The sequence below is a fragment of the Cellvibrio sp. GW822-FHT04B05 genome, from assembly GCF_058800985.1.
In genome coordinates, this window is sequence record NZ_JBXAMU010000004.1 from 214,763 (window position 1) to 229,722 (window position 14,960).

Below are 14,960 nucleotides of genomic sequence, written 5' to 3' on the forward strand. Positions count from 1 at the left end.
AGTATAATGCTCTGGCGCTGTTGGCAGATTACGCTTGGTAACCTCACCCTTCACTATCAGTCTGCGCCAGCAGAATGCTCTTTATAGATCGATAGTATTCTGAGCCATTTATGAATCAAATTACGTCCCAGCCCTTTAGCGCTTATCAAAAGCGTGTTTTACTTTTACTCGCCTTTATCCAGTTCAGCATAATCCTGGATTTTATGATCATTTCCCCCATCGGCGATATCTTGATGAAATCGCTATCCATCGGCACTACTGAATTTGGGTTGGTAGTTTCCGCGTATGCATTCAGCGCTGCTATCGCCGGCATAGTGGCAGCGGGCTTTATGGATAAATTTGATCGCAAGAAATTACTCGTTTGGTTTTTCAGCGGTTTTGTTATCGGCACGCTGGCGTGTGCACTCAGCCATAACTATGTGCAATTGATGCTAGCCCGAATTGTGACAGGAATTTTTGCCGGCGTTGCCAGCGCAGCGTTATTTACGCTGGTGATTGATATATTTGCACCGCAACAGCGTGGCCGCGCAATGGGCGTAGTGCAAATGGGTTTTGGCGTCAGCCAGGTTGTGGGGATTCCGCTCAGCATTTATATCGCAACTCATTTGGGCTGGGAAGCCAGCTTCATCGTCATTGTTATTTTAGCGTTGGGCATTCTGTTCGCCATCGGCTTGATCCTGAAGCCAGTGACTGCACATTTAGCGGAGCAGCATGATAAAAATCCTTTTGCGCATTTTTTGAAGGTGTTATCCAATACTGACTATCAAAAAGGATTTGCTGCAGTCATGTTTTTGGCAATCGGTGGTTTTATGATAATGCCTTTCACCGCACCCTTTTTAATTAACAATGTACATATCACCGCAGAACAATTGCCGTTGATTTATTTAAGTACCGGATTACTGTCATTAGTGATGATGCCATTAATGGGAAAATTTTCTGATCGTTATGATCGCTTTACGCTCTTTACTATCGGCTCGTTCGGTGCAGTGGTAATGGTATTTGTCTATACCAATTTATCGGCAACACCGCTCTGGCTAGTGATAATTGTTAACGTCCTGTTATTTGCTTGCATCCTCAGCCGCATGACGCCTGCTATGGCACTCAACTCAATGGTTGCCGAACCAGAAGACCGCGGAGCTTATATGTCGATATCCAGCTCACTACAACAAACAGCCGGTGGCGTAGGTGCTTTTGTAGCAGGATTGGTAATTGTGCAGCAGGATGCCCACAGCCCGCTGCAACATTTTGATTGGCTCGGTTACATCGCCATAGGGATTTTTATTCTGTGTATTTTTTTAGTTGGAAGAGTCGATAAACTATTGAAATCTCGCAAGCTTGCTCATGCAAGTTAATCCCTTGTCATACAAGCCGCTTCACCTGAGGCGGCGTTTACTAGACAAAAATATCCAGCACCAATACTCCTGATAATCCCACCACACCCACAATGGTCTCCATTAGCGACCAGGATTTAAATGTATCTTTCAAACTCAAATTAAAATATTCCTTATACATCCAAAAGCCTGAATCATTGACGTGGGAACACATCAAACTACCGGCACCAATTGCCAGCACCATTAAATTTGGATCTGCGCCGGTCAGCGGAATAATCGGTGCAACGATTCCGGCGGCTGTTAATCCCGCAACGGTTGCCGAGCCCAGTGCAATGCGAATAACGGTTGCAATCAACCATGCCAACACCAAGGGGTTAAGTGCAATATTTTTCAATGAGTACGCCAGCTGTTCACTGACTCCGCTGACCACCATCACTTGTTTAAGTGCGCCCGCGCCCGCAACAATCAGCAATATAACGGCGATATCTTTAATGGCATCGCTATAAATATTCATCACGCGGCTGATACTCATATCGCGTTTCAGACCTAAAGTAACCGTTGCAATAGCGAGCGCAATCATCAGCACTATCATCGAATTACTTAAAAATTTCGCGGAGGGAGCTTCGGCAATTGCACTGGGCATGCAATAAATTGCGATGCTGCTGAGCGCAATTAACATCACCGGCAACAGGGCGGTAACAAAACTATTAGCAATACCAGGTAAATCACTTTCCGGTAAATCTGTAGGTTTGAACGTTGCAAGCGGAATGCTTTTAATTGATTTTAAAGTCGACGAAAAAACAGGTCCCGCAATAATCATGGTAGGGATTGCTACCAGCAGCCCGTAAAATAATGTGGTGCCCATGCTCGCGCCGAATTGCGGGATTAGCGCAACAGGTGATGGATGCGGAGGAAGAAAACCGTGAGTGACAGAGAGCGCAGCCAGCAATGGAATACCTAAATACACCGCCGGTAATTTGGTTTGGTACATTACCGAAAAGACCAGAGGAACCAACAACACAAAACCCACATTGTAAAATAGCGGAATACCTACAATAAAACCGGTGAGCATTAATGCCCAGGTAATATATTTTGGCCCGCACCAGCTCATCAAACTGCGACTGATTTGCTGCGCCGCGCCCGACTCTGCCACGAGCTTTCCGAACATGGCACCAAGGCATAGGATAATTGCCAAAGAGCCAAGCATCCCGCCAATTCCCGCTTCAATAGTGCCGGGGATTTGATCGAGAGGAATGCCCAACATAATCGCTGCCGATATGGCAGAGACTAAAAATGCAAGAAAGGGATTAAGTTTTAAACCGGTGATCAATACCACCAATATAAGGATTGCAATAACAACTGCAGCTATGGCCATGGTTCGCCCTTCCATTCATTATTTTTTTGTCGTATTGATTGACACCAGACGGATTCCGGTATTTATCCCATTCTATGAGCGGCGGTAAAAATAATTCATAAGGATAAAAGCACCTGCATTAATTTACTTATTTTTGCATATTGCAGGTGTTAGCTTTTTTGTCGTTGCCAGCGCTATTAAAGTTTTCTTGCACGAAATTTACGTCCTTTTAATTTTCCATCGGACAACTGTTTTAACGCCGCTCGCGCGATGCTTTTATCTACTGCTACATACGCGGTGAAATCAAACATATCAATCTTGCCAATTTTTTCGAAAGGGAGACCGGCATCTTTGGTAAGCGCACCAATAATATCACCCGGGCGTAATTTATCTTTTTTACCACCATCAATATTTAATGTAACCATGGTCGGTTCCGGCAGATTTTTCTTATCGTCCTGCGGTAAAGACTCAAGCGTGATGGATTGTTTCATATAATCTTCGAGGCGATTAATTTTATGCACCTCTTTTTGTACAACCAGATTCAACGCCAAACCCGATTCGCCTGCGCGACCGGTACGACCAATACGATGCACATGCACTTCGCTATCACGCGCCAGATCCACATTAATAACTGCATCCAAACCTTTAATATCAATTCCGCGTGCAGCAACATCCGTGGCAATTAATACAGAACAACTTTTATTGGCAAAGCGTACCAATACTTGATCACGTTCTTTTTGCTCCAGATCACCGTGCAGCGCTAATGCATTGACGCCTTGATCACGCAAGTAATCCAGCAATTCATCGCAGGCCACTTTGGTGTTACAAAAAGCGATAGATGTTTCCGGTTGAAAATGGCAGAGCACTTGTAACACTGCAGGGTATGTTTCATCTTCCGCGCGCAACTCATAAAAATGTTGCTCGATATTTGTTTCAGTATGAATGGATTCCACACTCACCATTTCGGGATCACGCTGGCAACGGGCGCTGATTTTTTTTATGTCATCAGGATAAGTTGCTGAAAATAATAGCGTCTGACGCTCTGCATTGCAGGCGGCGAGCACTGTATCGATATCATCCGCAAAGCCCATTTCCAACATACGATCTGCTTCATCTAAAACAAGTTGGTTCACGCTATCAAGCTTCAATGTACCTTTCGCAATATGATCAACAATCCGGCCGGGAGTACCCACCACAATATGTGCACCGCGCTCAAGCGAGCCGATTTGTGGACCAATAGAAACTCCGCCGCAAAGGGTTAAGACTTTTACATTGGGCGTTAAGCGCGCAAGGCGGCGAATTTCTTTGGCAACCTGGTCTGCCAATTCGCGCGTAGGGCACAGCACCAATGCCTGTATTCCAAAAAAGCGCACATTTAATTTCTCCAACAACGCAATGCCGAATGCGGCGGTTTTGCCGCTGCCCGTTTTTGCCTGGGCAATAATATCTTGTCCCTGCAACACCAATGGCAAACTTTGCGCTTGAATAGGTGTCATCTCGTTATAACCGAGTGATTCAAGGTTGGCGAGCATGGCGTCGCTGAGTGGTAATGTGGAAAAAGCAGTGGCAGTCACAAGCGTCTCGATAAATAAATAATTACGTGGATAATTGCGGCAGAATACCAGTAAAATCCGTGCAAGTCGCCCATTGATAATGGCTGGACAACCCATGGGATTAGATCATTTATTATGAAATTACATCGTTTGTATACGCTTGTTGTTACATTGAAAGCTACAGCAATGGTGACATCACTGCTGACTGTAGCAACTGTTGTGAATGCGCAAGAAGAAGAGACCAATAAAAAGTGGGAGCTAGGATTGGGGGTTGGTGCAGTGGCCGGGCCGGATTATCGCGGTTCCGATGAATATCGCAGTTTTATCAGCCCTATTCCTTACATTGTTTATCGCGGAAAAGTGATTCGTTCGGATCGCGAAGGTATTCGCGGTAATTTTTTGCGCACTGACAAATACGAATTCACTTTGAGCGCCAGCGCTGCTATTACACCAGATTCAGACAAAAGCGAATTGCGCGAAGGCATGCCGGAATTGGGTTCCACTATAGAGTTCGGTCCTTCATTCAATATCAATTTAACTGGCCAGGATTTTTCGCGCGGCTGGCAATTACACATTCCCTGGCGTGCTGTTTTTGCGATAGACGCCGATGAGTCCGGCTATATTGGCTCAGTATTCCAACCACAACTGGTGTATCGCACAAAACTGGATGAATGGATATTTTCATATCGCGCTGGTGTTAGCTACGCAAATGACGCTTACCATGATTATTATTACAGCGTGAATGAAAAATATGTTACCGAGTCGCGCAGTTACTTTGATGCCAGTGGCGGTTATAGCGGCTGGAATAACCTGGTAGCCTTAGGTCGCAGCTTTGATCACAACGGCATCAAAACCCGCCTCTCATTTTTTATTCGCTACGATAATATCAGCGGCACCGATTTTAATAAAAGTTCTCTGGTGAAAACCAATGATGTCTATCGCGGCGGCATTGCTTTTATCTGGGTTATAAAATAATTAATCGATTTATAACCGCCGTAGCAATCCCAGGGTTTTAATTAATGGCATGGCTTCAAATAAACCGGAAGCCTGCGCCAATTGCCAAATTTCAAACGGCGGGCGGCCACCATCGGCGGGATTGGGAAATACATCGTGAATTGCCAACCATCCACCGCGCACCACATGCGACGCCCAGGCGCGATAATCGGTTAAGGCCGCCTCCATACTATGCCCGCCATCAATAAATACCAGACTCAACGGAGTCGACCAATAGCGCGCTGCCAAATGCGATGCTGCCACCACCGGCACGACACAATCTTCCAGATCGGCGCGCGCAAGTGTATGGCGAAATTCGCGAAAGCTGTCCATCTTTTCAAATTGTTTATCGTAAAGCGCAGGATCATGATACTCCTCGCCTAATTGGTGCTCCTCTGAACCGCGATGATGATCGATTGCATATAAAACACTGCCCACCTTCTTGCAAGCACTGCCGAGATACACGGTAGACTTGCCGCAGTAGCTGCCAATTTCCACCACAGGGCCGAGTGCAGCAACTGCCAACGTGTGATCGTACAATGCCGCACCTTCATCTTTATCCAAAAAACCTTTTACTGAATCTATATCGATTGGCAGCATAACTATTCTCGCTCATAATCATTGTCCTAATGTTATCAGATACGAACCCACTCATGCGGCGCAGCAGCACTCCCTATTTTATCAAGCGACTCTATAAAGCCATTAACCGTTGGTATGTAGCTCGTTTTATTGCACCGCAATTTGATAGTTTGGGAACTACGCCTGAAATCGCCCATCCGCGCAGCCTGGTTATTTTCGGGTGCAATATTCACTTGGGGAAATACGCGCAGATTATTTGCTCCAGTGATAATTGTGTTCGCTTTACCACCTGGCCCAGCAAACAAGCTGAGGCAGAAATTGTTATCGGCGATTATTGTTTGATCTCGCCAGGTGTACGAATTTCTGCGGGGAAATCCATCCGTATTGGCAACAATTGTATGTTCGCTGCGAATGTCATCATCAGCGATAGCGATTGGCATGGGATTTATAATCGCATCCGCCCGTTTCGCTGCACCAAGCCGGTCATGATTGAAAATAATGTATGGCTCGGAGAGCGGGTCATCGTAACCAAAGGCGTCACTATTGGTGAAAACTCCGTTATAGGTGCTGGCTCTGTTGTAACCAAAAGCATTCCGCCTAATTCTGTTGCTGCTGGCAACCCGGCACGCATTATCAAAACGATAAACCCCAACCGACGCATGTTGAAGCGGGAATTATTATTTAATGATCCGGAACATTATTTTTATAATCAGGATCAATTGGATAAATATATGCTGAGCAATAATGGTTGGCTAAACTGGGTACGTAGCCTGTGGAAACCCAATCAGCAGGATTAATTTACAGAAACAGCAAATGCGCAATCTGATCACCCCTACTTATCCCATCGGACCGGCAGTCGATATGTTGGGGCATTTGGGTTTTCGCAGTTTTATGCCACATCCCTATTTACAAACCTGGGTGCAACGCTATTGGGTCGCACGACAGCCGCGCATCCCGGAGCAAGGCTTTGTCGAAAAGCTTTATCCTGATGGCGGCACTAATATCAATTTCCGTTTTATCCCTAATCAGCTGCCCGATGTCAGCTTTAATGCATTCCACAAGCTTCATACTATGGAGTTTCAAGGCAGTGTAGATTTGCTCGGCATACGCTTTCATCCTGGCGGTGCGTTTCAATTATTCGGTCTGGATATGGCGGCATTAGTTGGCAACGTTCACAGTACTAATGATCTGGATACGGATTTAAATAATCAACAATTGCTCGATGTACGCGAAGGCTTGAGTGAAGCAGCCAGCGTCGTCAAACGTATTAGTTTGATTGATGACTGGTTGCTGCAACAAGCAGCACAACACTTGGCGGAATCCGGTCCTATCCAGCATTTACTACCGCGCTTGCCTGGCTCATTGGATTCAATAGAAACCATGAGTGCAGAGGTCAATATGAGCCGACGGCAATTGGAACGGCGCTTCCGGCAAGAGGTTGGATTGACGATGGTGTACGTCAAACAATTGCAGCGCATTAGAAGGGCCCGGCAGTTGATTGGCCTCAGTCCGGAGCGCCCGCTGGTAGATATTGCTTATGAAGCCGGATTTTATGACCAAGCCCACTTCAATCGACAATTCCATAAAATCAACCAGCAAACGCCGGGACAATATCGCGACAGGAAGCGCGCACAAAAAGGATCCATCAGACAACCTGATTAGGCTTGTGTATATGTCCTGAAAGATGTCGCAAAAATACAATCCGGATTAAACGTCGCACGGCATTATGGCTCCAACAACCATCCAGGAGCCCATCATGAAAGAACGTATTGCCTACCAACAAGTTTACAAACTGCAACCTGCATTGGCCAAATCCCTGATCGAGCTAGGTGATGCCGCTGCGCAAAAAATTGAGCATTCACTGATTCACTTAATCAAACTACGTGTATCGCAAATCAATGGCTGTGCTTTTTGCCAACACATGCATTCGAACGAAGCGCGTAAAGAGGGTGAGAAACAAGCACGCCTGGATGTATTACCATCATGGAAAGAAGTGCCGGTGTTTTCAGCACGCGAAGTTGCTGCACTTAATTGGGCGGAAAAACTGACATTACTGGCCACTAATAATATTCACGATGATGACTTTGCAAAAATCCGCGAACAATTCAGTGAAGAGGAAATAGTAAATTTGACTGCAGTAATCGTGGCAATTAATGCATGGAACCGTATCGCTGTTGGATTCCATTTTATCCCGAACATTAAAGACTAAATTACAACCAAAGGTATAACCATCCAAGAGAAACGCCGCATGCGGTGTTTCTTTATTTATTTTATCCTATAAATCCAGCGCTACACGCAACAAAGCAGCAACTGAAATACCATCAGTAATTTCGCCACGCTTTACCATTTCTATCGCTTCGCGCAATGGGAGTTTTTGATATTCGATATCCTCCGTTGCTTCCAATTGCTGTTGCCCGGCAAATAAATCGCGTGCAACAAATACTACGCAGCATTCGTCAGTGACAGAGTTGGACAAATGCATCGTCATTAACTCTTGCCAATTATTAGCCTGCAAGCCAACCTCTTCTTCCAATTCCCTTTTGGCTGCATTGAGCGGACTTTCACCTTGTGGGCAACCGCCTTCGGGAATTTCCCATGTGTACTGATTGAGGGTGTAACGGCTTTGTTTTACTAACCAGGTGTTACCTTCATTATCAATAGGCACTACACCAATTGCAGTATTTTTAAAATGTACTACACCATAAATACCGTCGGTACCTTTGGGTGTAATCACTTTTTCATGGGACACTTTAATCCACGGATTTTCATAAACCACTGCTGAATCCCTGGTTTTCCATCCGCCAATTTTTTCCGCAAGATATTGTTCACTCATCGCATAATCCCTAGTAATTACTTTTTAACATCCACGCGCGTGGATTATGGATAAATCCCAGTTTGGGATAATAGTCATTGGCTTTGGGGGCAGCGAGCAATACCATCATGCAATCAGGCGCACTTTGCGCTTGCGTCAGTTCGATAAGCTCCTTGCCAATTCCCTGCTGCTGATAATTTTCATCGACGGCCAAATCTGCAAGATAAGTGACGTAAGTAAAATCGCTGAGTGAGCGGGCAATACCCACCAATTTATTTTCATCCCATGCGGTTATTAAAATACTGGCGTTATTAATCATGCCTTTAAATACATCTGGCTTGTCAACCGGACGGCGCTCCCCCAAAGTGGAGCGATTATATAAATCGATAACTTGCGCTACATCCAGGGATGCATCGGTACTGTAGGTGATGGGCATAATGGTTAACTTTAACAATGCGGATTAAATATTAATGTACACGATGAGGATCTAACTCGACTTGAGTGATGCGCGAGCCCAGCATAATGACGCGACCGAAATAACGATCTGCACCTGACACGGTAAATTCAAAATAAAACGCACGCCACAGGGATAATCTTCCCAGTTCATTGCGTTTAAACCACAATCGACGCAAGTAAATGCTTTCATCGAGCAATTGAACTTCCATTTCAGCGCAACGTTTTTGCGCTGCAACAAATGCGCGCTCTTTAACGAGTAATGCACCGCGCCAATAAACAACGGCGGTGGCAATGAGGGCTAGCCAGAAGACAGACTGCAGATCGAACATGAGGAGAGGCCAGCGAAAAAAACAAAAAAATCCATATCGCGTAAGCGATGGCGGGATGATGGAGCGGTCGGTCGCAATAGAAAAACTCAGCGCTACTTTCTTCACAACAAATCTTCGCAGCAGAGTCTCCCACAACCAGAGCCCTTAAAACAGCAAAGGGCGATTGATTGCTCAATCACCCTTTTCGGAACCCACTCACATTAGAGTGGAGTTACGTTTTCTGCTTGCGGACCCTTTTGACCTTGGGTAACTTCGAAAGTCACTTTCTGACCTTCTTTCAAGGTTTTACGGCCGTTGCCGTTAATTGCACGGAAGTGTACAAAAACATCTGCACCACCTTCACGCTCAATAAAACCATAACCCTTGTCATCGTTGAACCATTTAACAACACCAGAGACTAGATCTGACATAGTTTCCTCATCTTGCATCTAAAACGTCAGCGTAGCTGACCGAACAAAAAAACCGACTTTACTAAAAGCCAGAGTGAAATAGCCTGTAATAAAGCTATTGCTCAGGTCGTGGTACGTCCAAGTGTCTTGAGCAAGCAATCGGTTGTCTTACAAAAGTCTAGTCTTGGGGCGGATCTCAATCTGTAGCGGTTCAAAATTAAAACACTAGACCTTGCGGAGTCAAGCAGTTATCAGTGAATTTAGAGAATATCGACACTTTTTGTAATGCTGTGTAAGAGGCACACATTTAATCGGGCATTTTGGGGTCGTTATCGCTTTCTCTGCCATTATTTTGTGCAGATTTTGCAGCAGCTTTACCCAATATCTCGTGCAAAAACAGTGCAACAGGAACTACCATAAAACCAATTATCATTGCGTGGCGCTTAATGCTTTGAAATTCATAACCTTGTTTTGCTAATTGATAGCACGCAAGCCCCCATGCAGCGGCTGCAAAATAACCCCAACGCCAATGTTTAAAAACACTCCAGGCAATTATGGCGGTTACACACGCCAAAAATAATCCGTACACATTCAGGAATGAGATAAAGCCGACAACTGCCCCCACCAAAACAATTAATAAGAGGACATTTAATATGTTTGCAACAATACGCAGTTTCGACATAAATATCTCTTCAGAAATGTTACTTTTCTACACCATTTAATCTGAACTGGATTTATTTTTGCCACGCCAGTTCTGATATTTTTTATGTACACCGCGCGTGAATGCCTGGGAATAATCTTCCAGAAAGTCCACACCTACCAATACAAGAATAACGACCAACGATAATTTTATCGCCACCAGGTTGTACCCTATAGCAATCACGACGCCGATTGAAGCCAGCATCCAGATGGTTGCCGCTGAGGTAACACCGAGAACAAAACCATCGCGCGCTAACATTACACCCGCACCTAAAAATCCGATCCCGGTAATCACCTGGCCAATAATACGCGACGGATCAGTTACGACTTTTTCCGGCCCCGCCAAATGCCCCGAGACATAAAGCGATGCAGCAATAAAAATATAGGTGCCGAGGGTAATCAGGGATGAAGTGCGAATGCCAACCGGTTTGCCGCGCAACTGGCGTTCGATACCGATAATACTGCCGCACAGCAATGCAGTACCAATGGATGCCCAATCAAACGGAGCGATGGTGAATACTGAATCCAATTCCATAGATTTATCTCACATGCACAGGTCAGGACACGCCCAACGCTGTATTGATGATAATTTTTTTAAGCGCCGATACCGAGTTTAGTTGGCGCATGCCAGTATTGCACAGCCAATTTACGGCAAGCGAACGACTGCCAAACATGCGCTTAAACCCTTCCATTGCCGACATCATTCCCAAATTACCGGCGAGCCGCTGGCGTTGGTAGCGGCGTAATATCGAATAATCTGCAAGCGGAATACCGCGAACAAGGGCTCGCTCAACTTCCTGCGCGAGAGCGATAACGTCCAACAGTCCCAAATTAACACCTTGCCCGGCGAGCGGATGAATGTTGTGGGCGGCGTCCCCCACCAACGCGATACCGGGTTGGATATAAGTAGTTGCATGGCGCTGTCGCAAGGGAATCGCAACACGTTTGTCACATGCCAGGACTCGCCCCAAGCGCAGTTCAAATGCGTCACCCAGGCGCGCGCAAAATGCTGCATCATCAAGTGCTATTAATTCCGCAGCCAAAGTTTCATCGGCTGACCAGACAATAGAACAGTGGTGTACATCACCGCTGTTTTGCAGCGGTAAAAAAGCCAACGGCCCAGTGTGCATAAACCGTTGCCACGCGGTAAATTGATGTGGTCGTTCTGTGCGTACGGTAGTGATGATTGCCTGCTGGCCGTAATCCCATTCGCGCGTAGAAAATTCGGCAAGCTCACGTACTTTGGACTGTGCGCCATCGGCCGCAATTAACAGCAGTGCAGTAATTTCTTTACCATCGGATAACTGTACGCGCACACGGGGAAATTCGGCCTGCGCGGGAATGACGTGCACAACAGCGACCGGTTGGATCAGAAAAATATTTTTATGCTGCGCCATACGCGCACGCAATTGATTCACGATCACCGAGTTTTCAACAATATGACCGAGATGGTTTTGTTGTACATCGGCGCAATCAAATTCAATTGCCGCAGTACCCTCGCCATCCCACACTTTCATTTCGCGGTAGGCACAGACACGCTGCGCAACAATATCGCTCCAACAGCCAATATCAGTTAATAATTGTTGCGATGCATGGGTAAGGGCAACAACACGCGGATCAAAATGTTCGCCGCTAAAATGTTGTGTATCGATATTTGCTTCAATGACAGCAATTCGCAGATCGCGTGCAGCTTCTGTTTGTGCAATAGCGCAGGCAAGTGATGCTCCCACCAAACCGGCGCCGACAATAATCACATCGTAATCAGGATTATCTTGCTGCTCGACATGTTTATTTTTATCAACGGATGCACAATTTTCATTTGCTGTCTTGTCGTCAGCAGATTCATCCAATAACCAGCGGAACTGGCGACCGGCAGTGCCCATCGTCTGCGCGATAAACTGGTTTTTAATCAGGGGAATCGATTCGAGACTTAATAAGCCGAGATGACGCATGGCGATCAATGGCAATTGATCACTGGAGAACAAACGGACCAATTTATCGCTAAATTCGATGGTAATTTGTTGATCGAATTTTTGTTTGCCGAGATAATTCTGCAACACCGCCACATCGCCAGGCGACCTATTTCCTGTAATCGCCTGACGCAGGGTTTCCACCAAACAGGCACAATCGCGCAACGCCAAATTGAAACCTTGTCCGGCAACCGGATGCAAGAAGTGTGCAGCATTACCTAACAGCACCAGATGCGAGCGGATCTGTTCTTCCGCCAAGACCAATTGCAACGGGTAAGCATAACGTTTGGCAACGCGATTAAATCGCCCTACGCGAAAACCAAATTGCTCTTGTAACTGCGCGAGGAAATCTGCATCACTCAGCGCAAACAATTCATCGGCCTGCGCCGTTGGCAGCGTCCAGACCAATGCTGATTGCTGCGCATTGCTGGATTCACCTAAAGGTAAAAGTGCGATAGGGCCATCGGCAGTAAAGCGCTCGTAAGCAACACCCTTGTGCGGCTCGGAAAATTCTACATTGGTGATAATCGCAGTCTGCCCATAGTTGCGCACCTGAGTGCCGATACCTAATGCATTACGCAGTGGCGAATCGCCACCGTCGGCAATTACTGCAAGCGATGTTTTTATCAACCACTCTTGTGCATCGGTTTTAACACCGAGCAATGCAGAATCTTGTTGCGGTGTTAAACGTAAGACTGTTGCAGGAGCGAAGCACTGGATATTGTGCTGCGTTTGCACATGCGCCAGCAGCACTTTTCCCAGCCAGATATTTTCAACCACATAACCTACGGCAGCGAGATTATTTTCTTTTGCATCAATAACGCCGCCGGGAAAATGTCCGCGATCCGATACATGCACTTGCGCAATCGGCGTAATATGTTGCTGCAATAATTGCCACAATCCCAGCTCGCGCAAAATAGCTGCAGTGCCGTAAGAGAGAGCGGTAGAGCGCGCATCAAAAGCGGGTTGAAAATGAATTTCATCGGCTTGTGCAAATGGCTGTGCTTCAAGCAATGCGATCCGCAATTGCGGTTGGCTGGCGGCAAGCAAACTGGCGAGACTTGTACCCACCATGCCGCCGCCGATGATGGCGATATCAAATTCGAGGATTTGGGTCATGATCTTGACCTGAGTTAACTGTTCCCAAGCAGAGCTTGGGAACGAGAAAGTATTTACACTGCCATCAAGGCTTCAATTTCAGCAACAGTTTTGGGTACATCTCTGGTGAGCACTTCATTGCCATCTTTGGTGATCACTACATCATCCTCAATACGAATGCCGATGCCGCGCCATTTTTTGGCGACGCGCTCGTTATCAGGTGCGACATAGATACCCGGCTCCACTGTCATCACCATTCCCGGTTCGAGCACACGCCATTCACCGCCGACTTTGTAATCGCCGACATCATGTACATCCATACCTAACCAGTGTCCGGCGCGATGCATATAAAATTCTTTGTAGGCTTCGCTTTTAATTAATTCGCTCACCTCGCCTTCCAGCAAACCAATTTCTACCAAGCCTTCGGTGATTACCCGCACAGTTGCTTCGTGGGGATCATTCCAATGCTTGCCCGGCTTACACTCGGCGATTGCATCAAGCTGGGCTTGCAGACAAATTTCGTAAAGCGCCTTTTGCTCGGGAGAAAATTTTCCGTTGACAGGAAAGGTGCGGGTAATATCAGCCGCGTAATAATCCAATTCGCATCCGGCATCGATCAATACCAGGTCACCATTTTTTAGCGGGGCGGAATTTTCAATGTAATGCAAAATGCAGCCGTTTTTTCCGCCGCCGACAATGGTGTTATACGCGGGAAAACGCGCGCCGCTCATTTGGAATTCGTGCAGGATTTCGGCTTCGAGTTGATACTCCATCACGCCCGCTTTACTCGCCTTCATTGCACGAACATGAGCGCGTGCAGAAATTTCGCCGGCTTCTTTCATCACACGCAATTCTGCCGCGCTTTTAAATAAACGCATATCGTTCAGGAAGTGGCTTAAATCGAGAAACTCACCCGGTGGCGTTGCACCGGAGCGCACTTTGGCGCGGATGGTATTGACCCAATCCATCACGTGCTTATCAAATTCGCTGTCTTTGCCCATGGCGTAATAGACGCGCTGCTTGCCTTCCAACAAGCCCGGTAAAATATCGTCGATATCATCAATGGGAAATGCATCGTCCGCTTCAAATTCGCTGCAAGCGCCTTCGGGCCCTGCACGATAACCATCCCAAATTTCCCGCTCGCGATTGCGCTCGCGCACGAACAATACATATTCACCGTGCTCACGGCCGGGAATTAACACCAGCACCGCTTGCGGTTCTTCAAAACCGGATAAATATAAAAAGTCGCTGTTTTGGCGATAGTGGTATTCGGTATCGCGGCTGCGGTTGCGCTCAGGTGCGGCGGGCACTATGGCGATGGAGTTTGGCTCCATATGCGCCATCAACGTTTTGCGGCGGCGGGCAAATTCAGTTTTGGAAATTCTCATAAGGGCACT

Annotated in this window: 16 protein-coding genes; 5 read left to right on the forward strand and 11 right to left on the reverse strand. The window is 46.5% G+C overall.

The features are described from left to right. The first annotated feature begins 110 nt into the window (after window positions 1–110). Window positions 111–1,352 carry an MFS transporter gene (locus tag AC1RJL_RS14140; RefSeq protein WP_492915113.1) on the forward strand — a complete coding sequence of 414 codons (1,242 nt, stop codon included), beginning with the start codon at window positions 111–113 and terminating at the stop codon, window positions 1,350–1,352. Window positions 1,353–1,392: 40 nt separating this feature from the next. Here AC1RJL_RS14140 and AC1RJL_RS14145 read toward each other — a convergent pair whose 3' ends face one another. Continuing rightward, window positions 1,393–2,706, reverse strand: coding sequence for a gluconate:H+ symporter (locus AC1RJL_RS14145; RefSeq protein ID WP_492915115.1), 1,314 nt, complete (start codon window positions 2,704–2,706; stop codon window positions 1,393–1,395). 176 nt (window positions 2,707–2,882) lie between these two features. Then, window positions 2,883–4,259, reverse strand: coding sequence for an ATP-dependent RNA helicase DbpA (gene dbpA / locus AC1RJL_RS14150; RefSeq protein WP_492915712.1), 1,377 nt, complete (start codon window positions 4,257–4,259; stop codon window positions 2,883–2,885). Between the two features lie 114 nt (window positions 4,260–4,373). Here dbpA and AC1RJL_RS14155 point away from each other — a divergent pair, with 114 nt between their 5' ends. Next, window positions 4,374–5,213, forward strand: a complete 840-nt coding sequence (locus AC1RJL_RS14155) for a MipA/OmpV family protein (RefSeq protein ID WP_492915116.1) — start codon at window positions 4,374–4,376, stop codon at window positions 5,211–5,213. 9 nt (window positions 5,214–5,222) lie between these two features. On the opposite strand, the gene AC1RJL_RS14160 is transcribed toward AC1RJL_RS14155, so the two are convergent. Beyond that, window positions 5,223–5,831 (reverse strand): class I SAM-dependent methyltransferase, encoded by a 609-nt coding sequence (locus AC1RJL_RS14160; protein WP_492915118.1) that lies wholly within the window; start codon window positions 5,829–5,831, stop codon window positions 5,223–5,225. 53 nt (window positions 5,832–5,884) lie between these two features. Here AC1RJL_RS14160 and AC1RJL_RS14165 point away from each other — a divergent pair, with 53 nt between their 5' ends. From AC1RJL_RS14165 to AC1RJL_RS14175, 3 genes are all read left to right on the forward strand, one after another. Continuing rightward, window positions 5,885–6,607, forward strand: a complete 723-nt coding sequence (locus tag AC1RJL_RS14165; RefSeq protein ID WP_492915120.1) for an acyltransferase — start codon at window positions 5,885–5,887, stop codon at window positions 6,605–6,607. Window positions 6,608–6,623: 16 nt separating this feature from the next. Beyond that, a complete protein-coding gene (locus tag AC1RJL_RS14170) occupies window positions 6,624–7,472 on the forward strand; it encodes a helix-turn-helix domain-containing protein (RefSeq protein WP_492915122.1) in 849 nt (282 codons plus the stop codon). A gap of 94 nt (window positions 7,473–7,566) precedes the next feature. After that, complete coding sequence (locus AC1RJL_RS14175; protein ID WP_492915124.1) at window positions 7,567–8,019, forward strand: carboxymuconolactone decarboxylase family protein; 453 nt, start codon at window positions 7,567–7,569, stop codon at window positions 8,017–8,019. A 66-nt stretch (window positions 8,020–8,085) separates the two neighbouring features. Here AC1RJL_RS14175 and AC1RJL_RS14180 read toward each other — a convergent pair whose 3' ends face one another. From AC1RJL_RS14180 to pepP, 8 genes are all read right to left on the reverse strand, one after another. Then, window positions 8,086–8,643 (reverse strand): NUDIX domain-containing protein, encoded by a 558-nt coding sequence (locus AC1RJL_RS14180; RefSeq protein ID WP_492915126.1) that lies wholly within the window; start codon window positions 8,641–8,643, stop codon window positions 8,086–8,088. Window positions 8,644–8,653: 10 nt separating this feature from the next. Then, window positions 8,654–9,058 carry a GNAT family N-acetyltransferase gene (locus tag AC1RJL_RS14185; protein ID WP_492915128.1) on the reverse strand — a complete coding sequence of 135 codons (405 nt, stop codon included), beginning with the start codon at window positions 9,056–9,058 and terminating at the stop codon, window positions 8,654–8,656. Window positions 9,059–9,089: 31 nt separating this feature from the next. After that, complete coding sequence (locus AC1RJL_RS14190; protein ID WP_492915130.1) at window positions 9,090–9,407, reverse strand: DUF3301 domain-containing protein; 318 nt, start codon at window positions 9,405–9,407, stop codon at window positions 9,090–9,092. A gap of 200 nt (window positions 9,408–9,607) precedes the next feature. Next, window positions 9,608–9,817, reverse strand: a complete 210-nt coding sequence (locus tag AC1RJL_RS14195; RefSeq protein ID WP_039912329.1) for a cold-shock protein — start codon at window positions 9,815–9,817, stop codon at window positions 9,608–9,610. A 286-nt stretch (window positions 9,818–10,103) separates the two neighbouring features. After that, complete coding sequence (locus AC1RJL_RS14200; RefSeq protein WP_492915132.1) at window positions 10,104–10,478, reverse strand: hypothetical protein; 375 nt, start codon at window positions 10,476–10,478, stop codon at window positions 10,104–10,106. Between the two features lie 36 nt (window positions 10,479–10,514). Further along, entirely contained in the window at window positions 10,515–11,030 is a 516-nt protein-coding gene (locus AC1RJL_RS14205) for an MgtC/SapB family protein (RefSeq protein ID WP_492915134.1), read from the reverse strand. A gap of 22 nt (window positions 11,031–11,052) precedes the next feature. Next, complete coding sequence (gene ubiH / locus AC1RJL_RS14210; RefSeq protein ID WP_492915136.1) at window positions 11,053–13,584, reverse strand: 2-octaprenyl-6-methoxyphenyl hydroxylase; 2,532 nt, start codon at window positions 13,582–13,584, stop codon at window positions 11,053–11,055. 53 nt (window positions 13,585–13,637) lie between these two features. Then, window positions 13,638–14,951: a Xaa-Pro aminopeptidase gene (pepP, locus tag AC1RJL_RS14215; protein ID WP_492915137.1), complete on the reverse strand. Its 1,314-nt coding sequence runs from the start codon at window positions 14,949–14,951 to the stop codon at window positions 13,638–13,640. Window positions 14,952–14,960 lie beyond the last annotated feature (9 nt).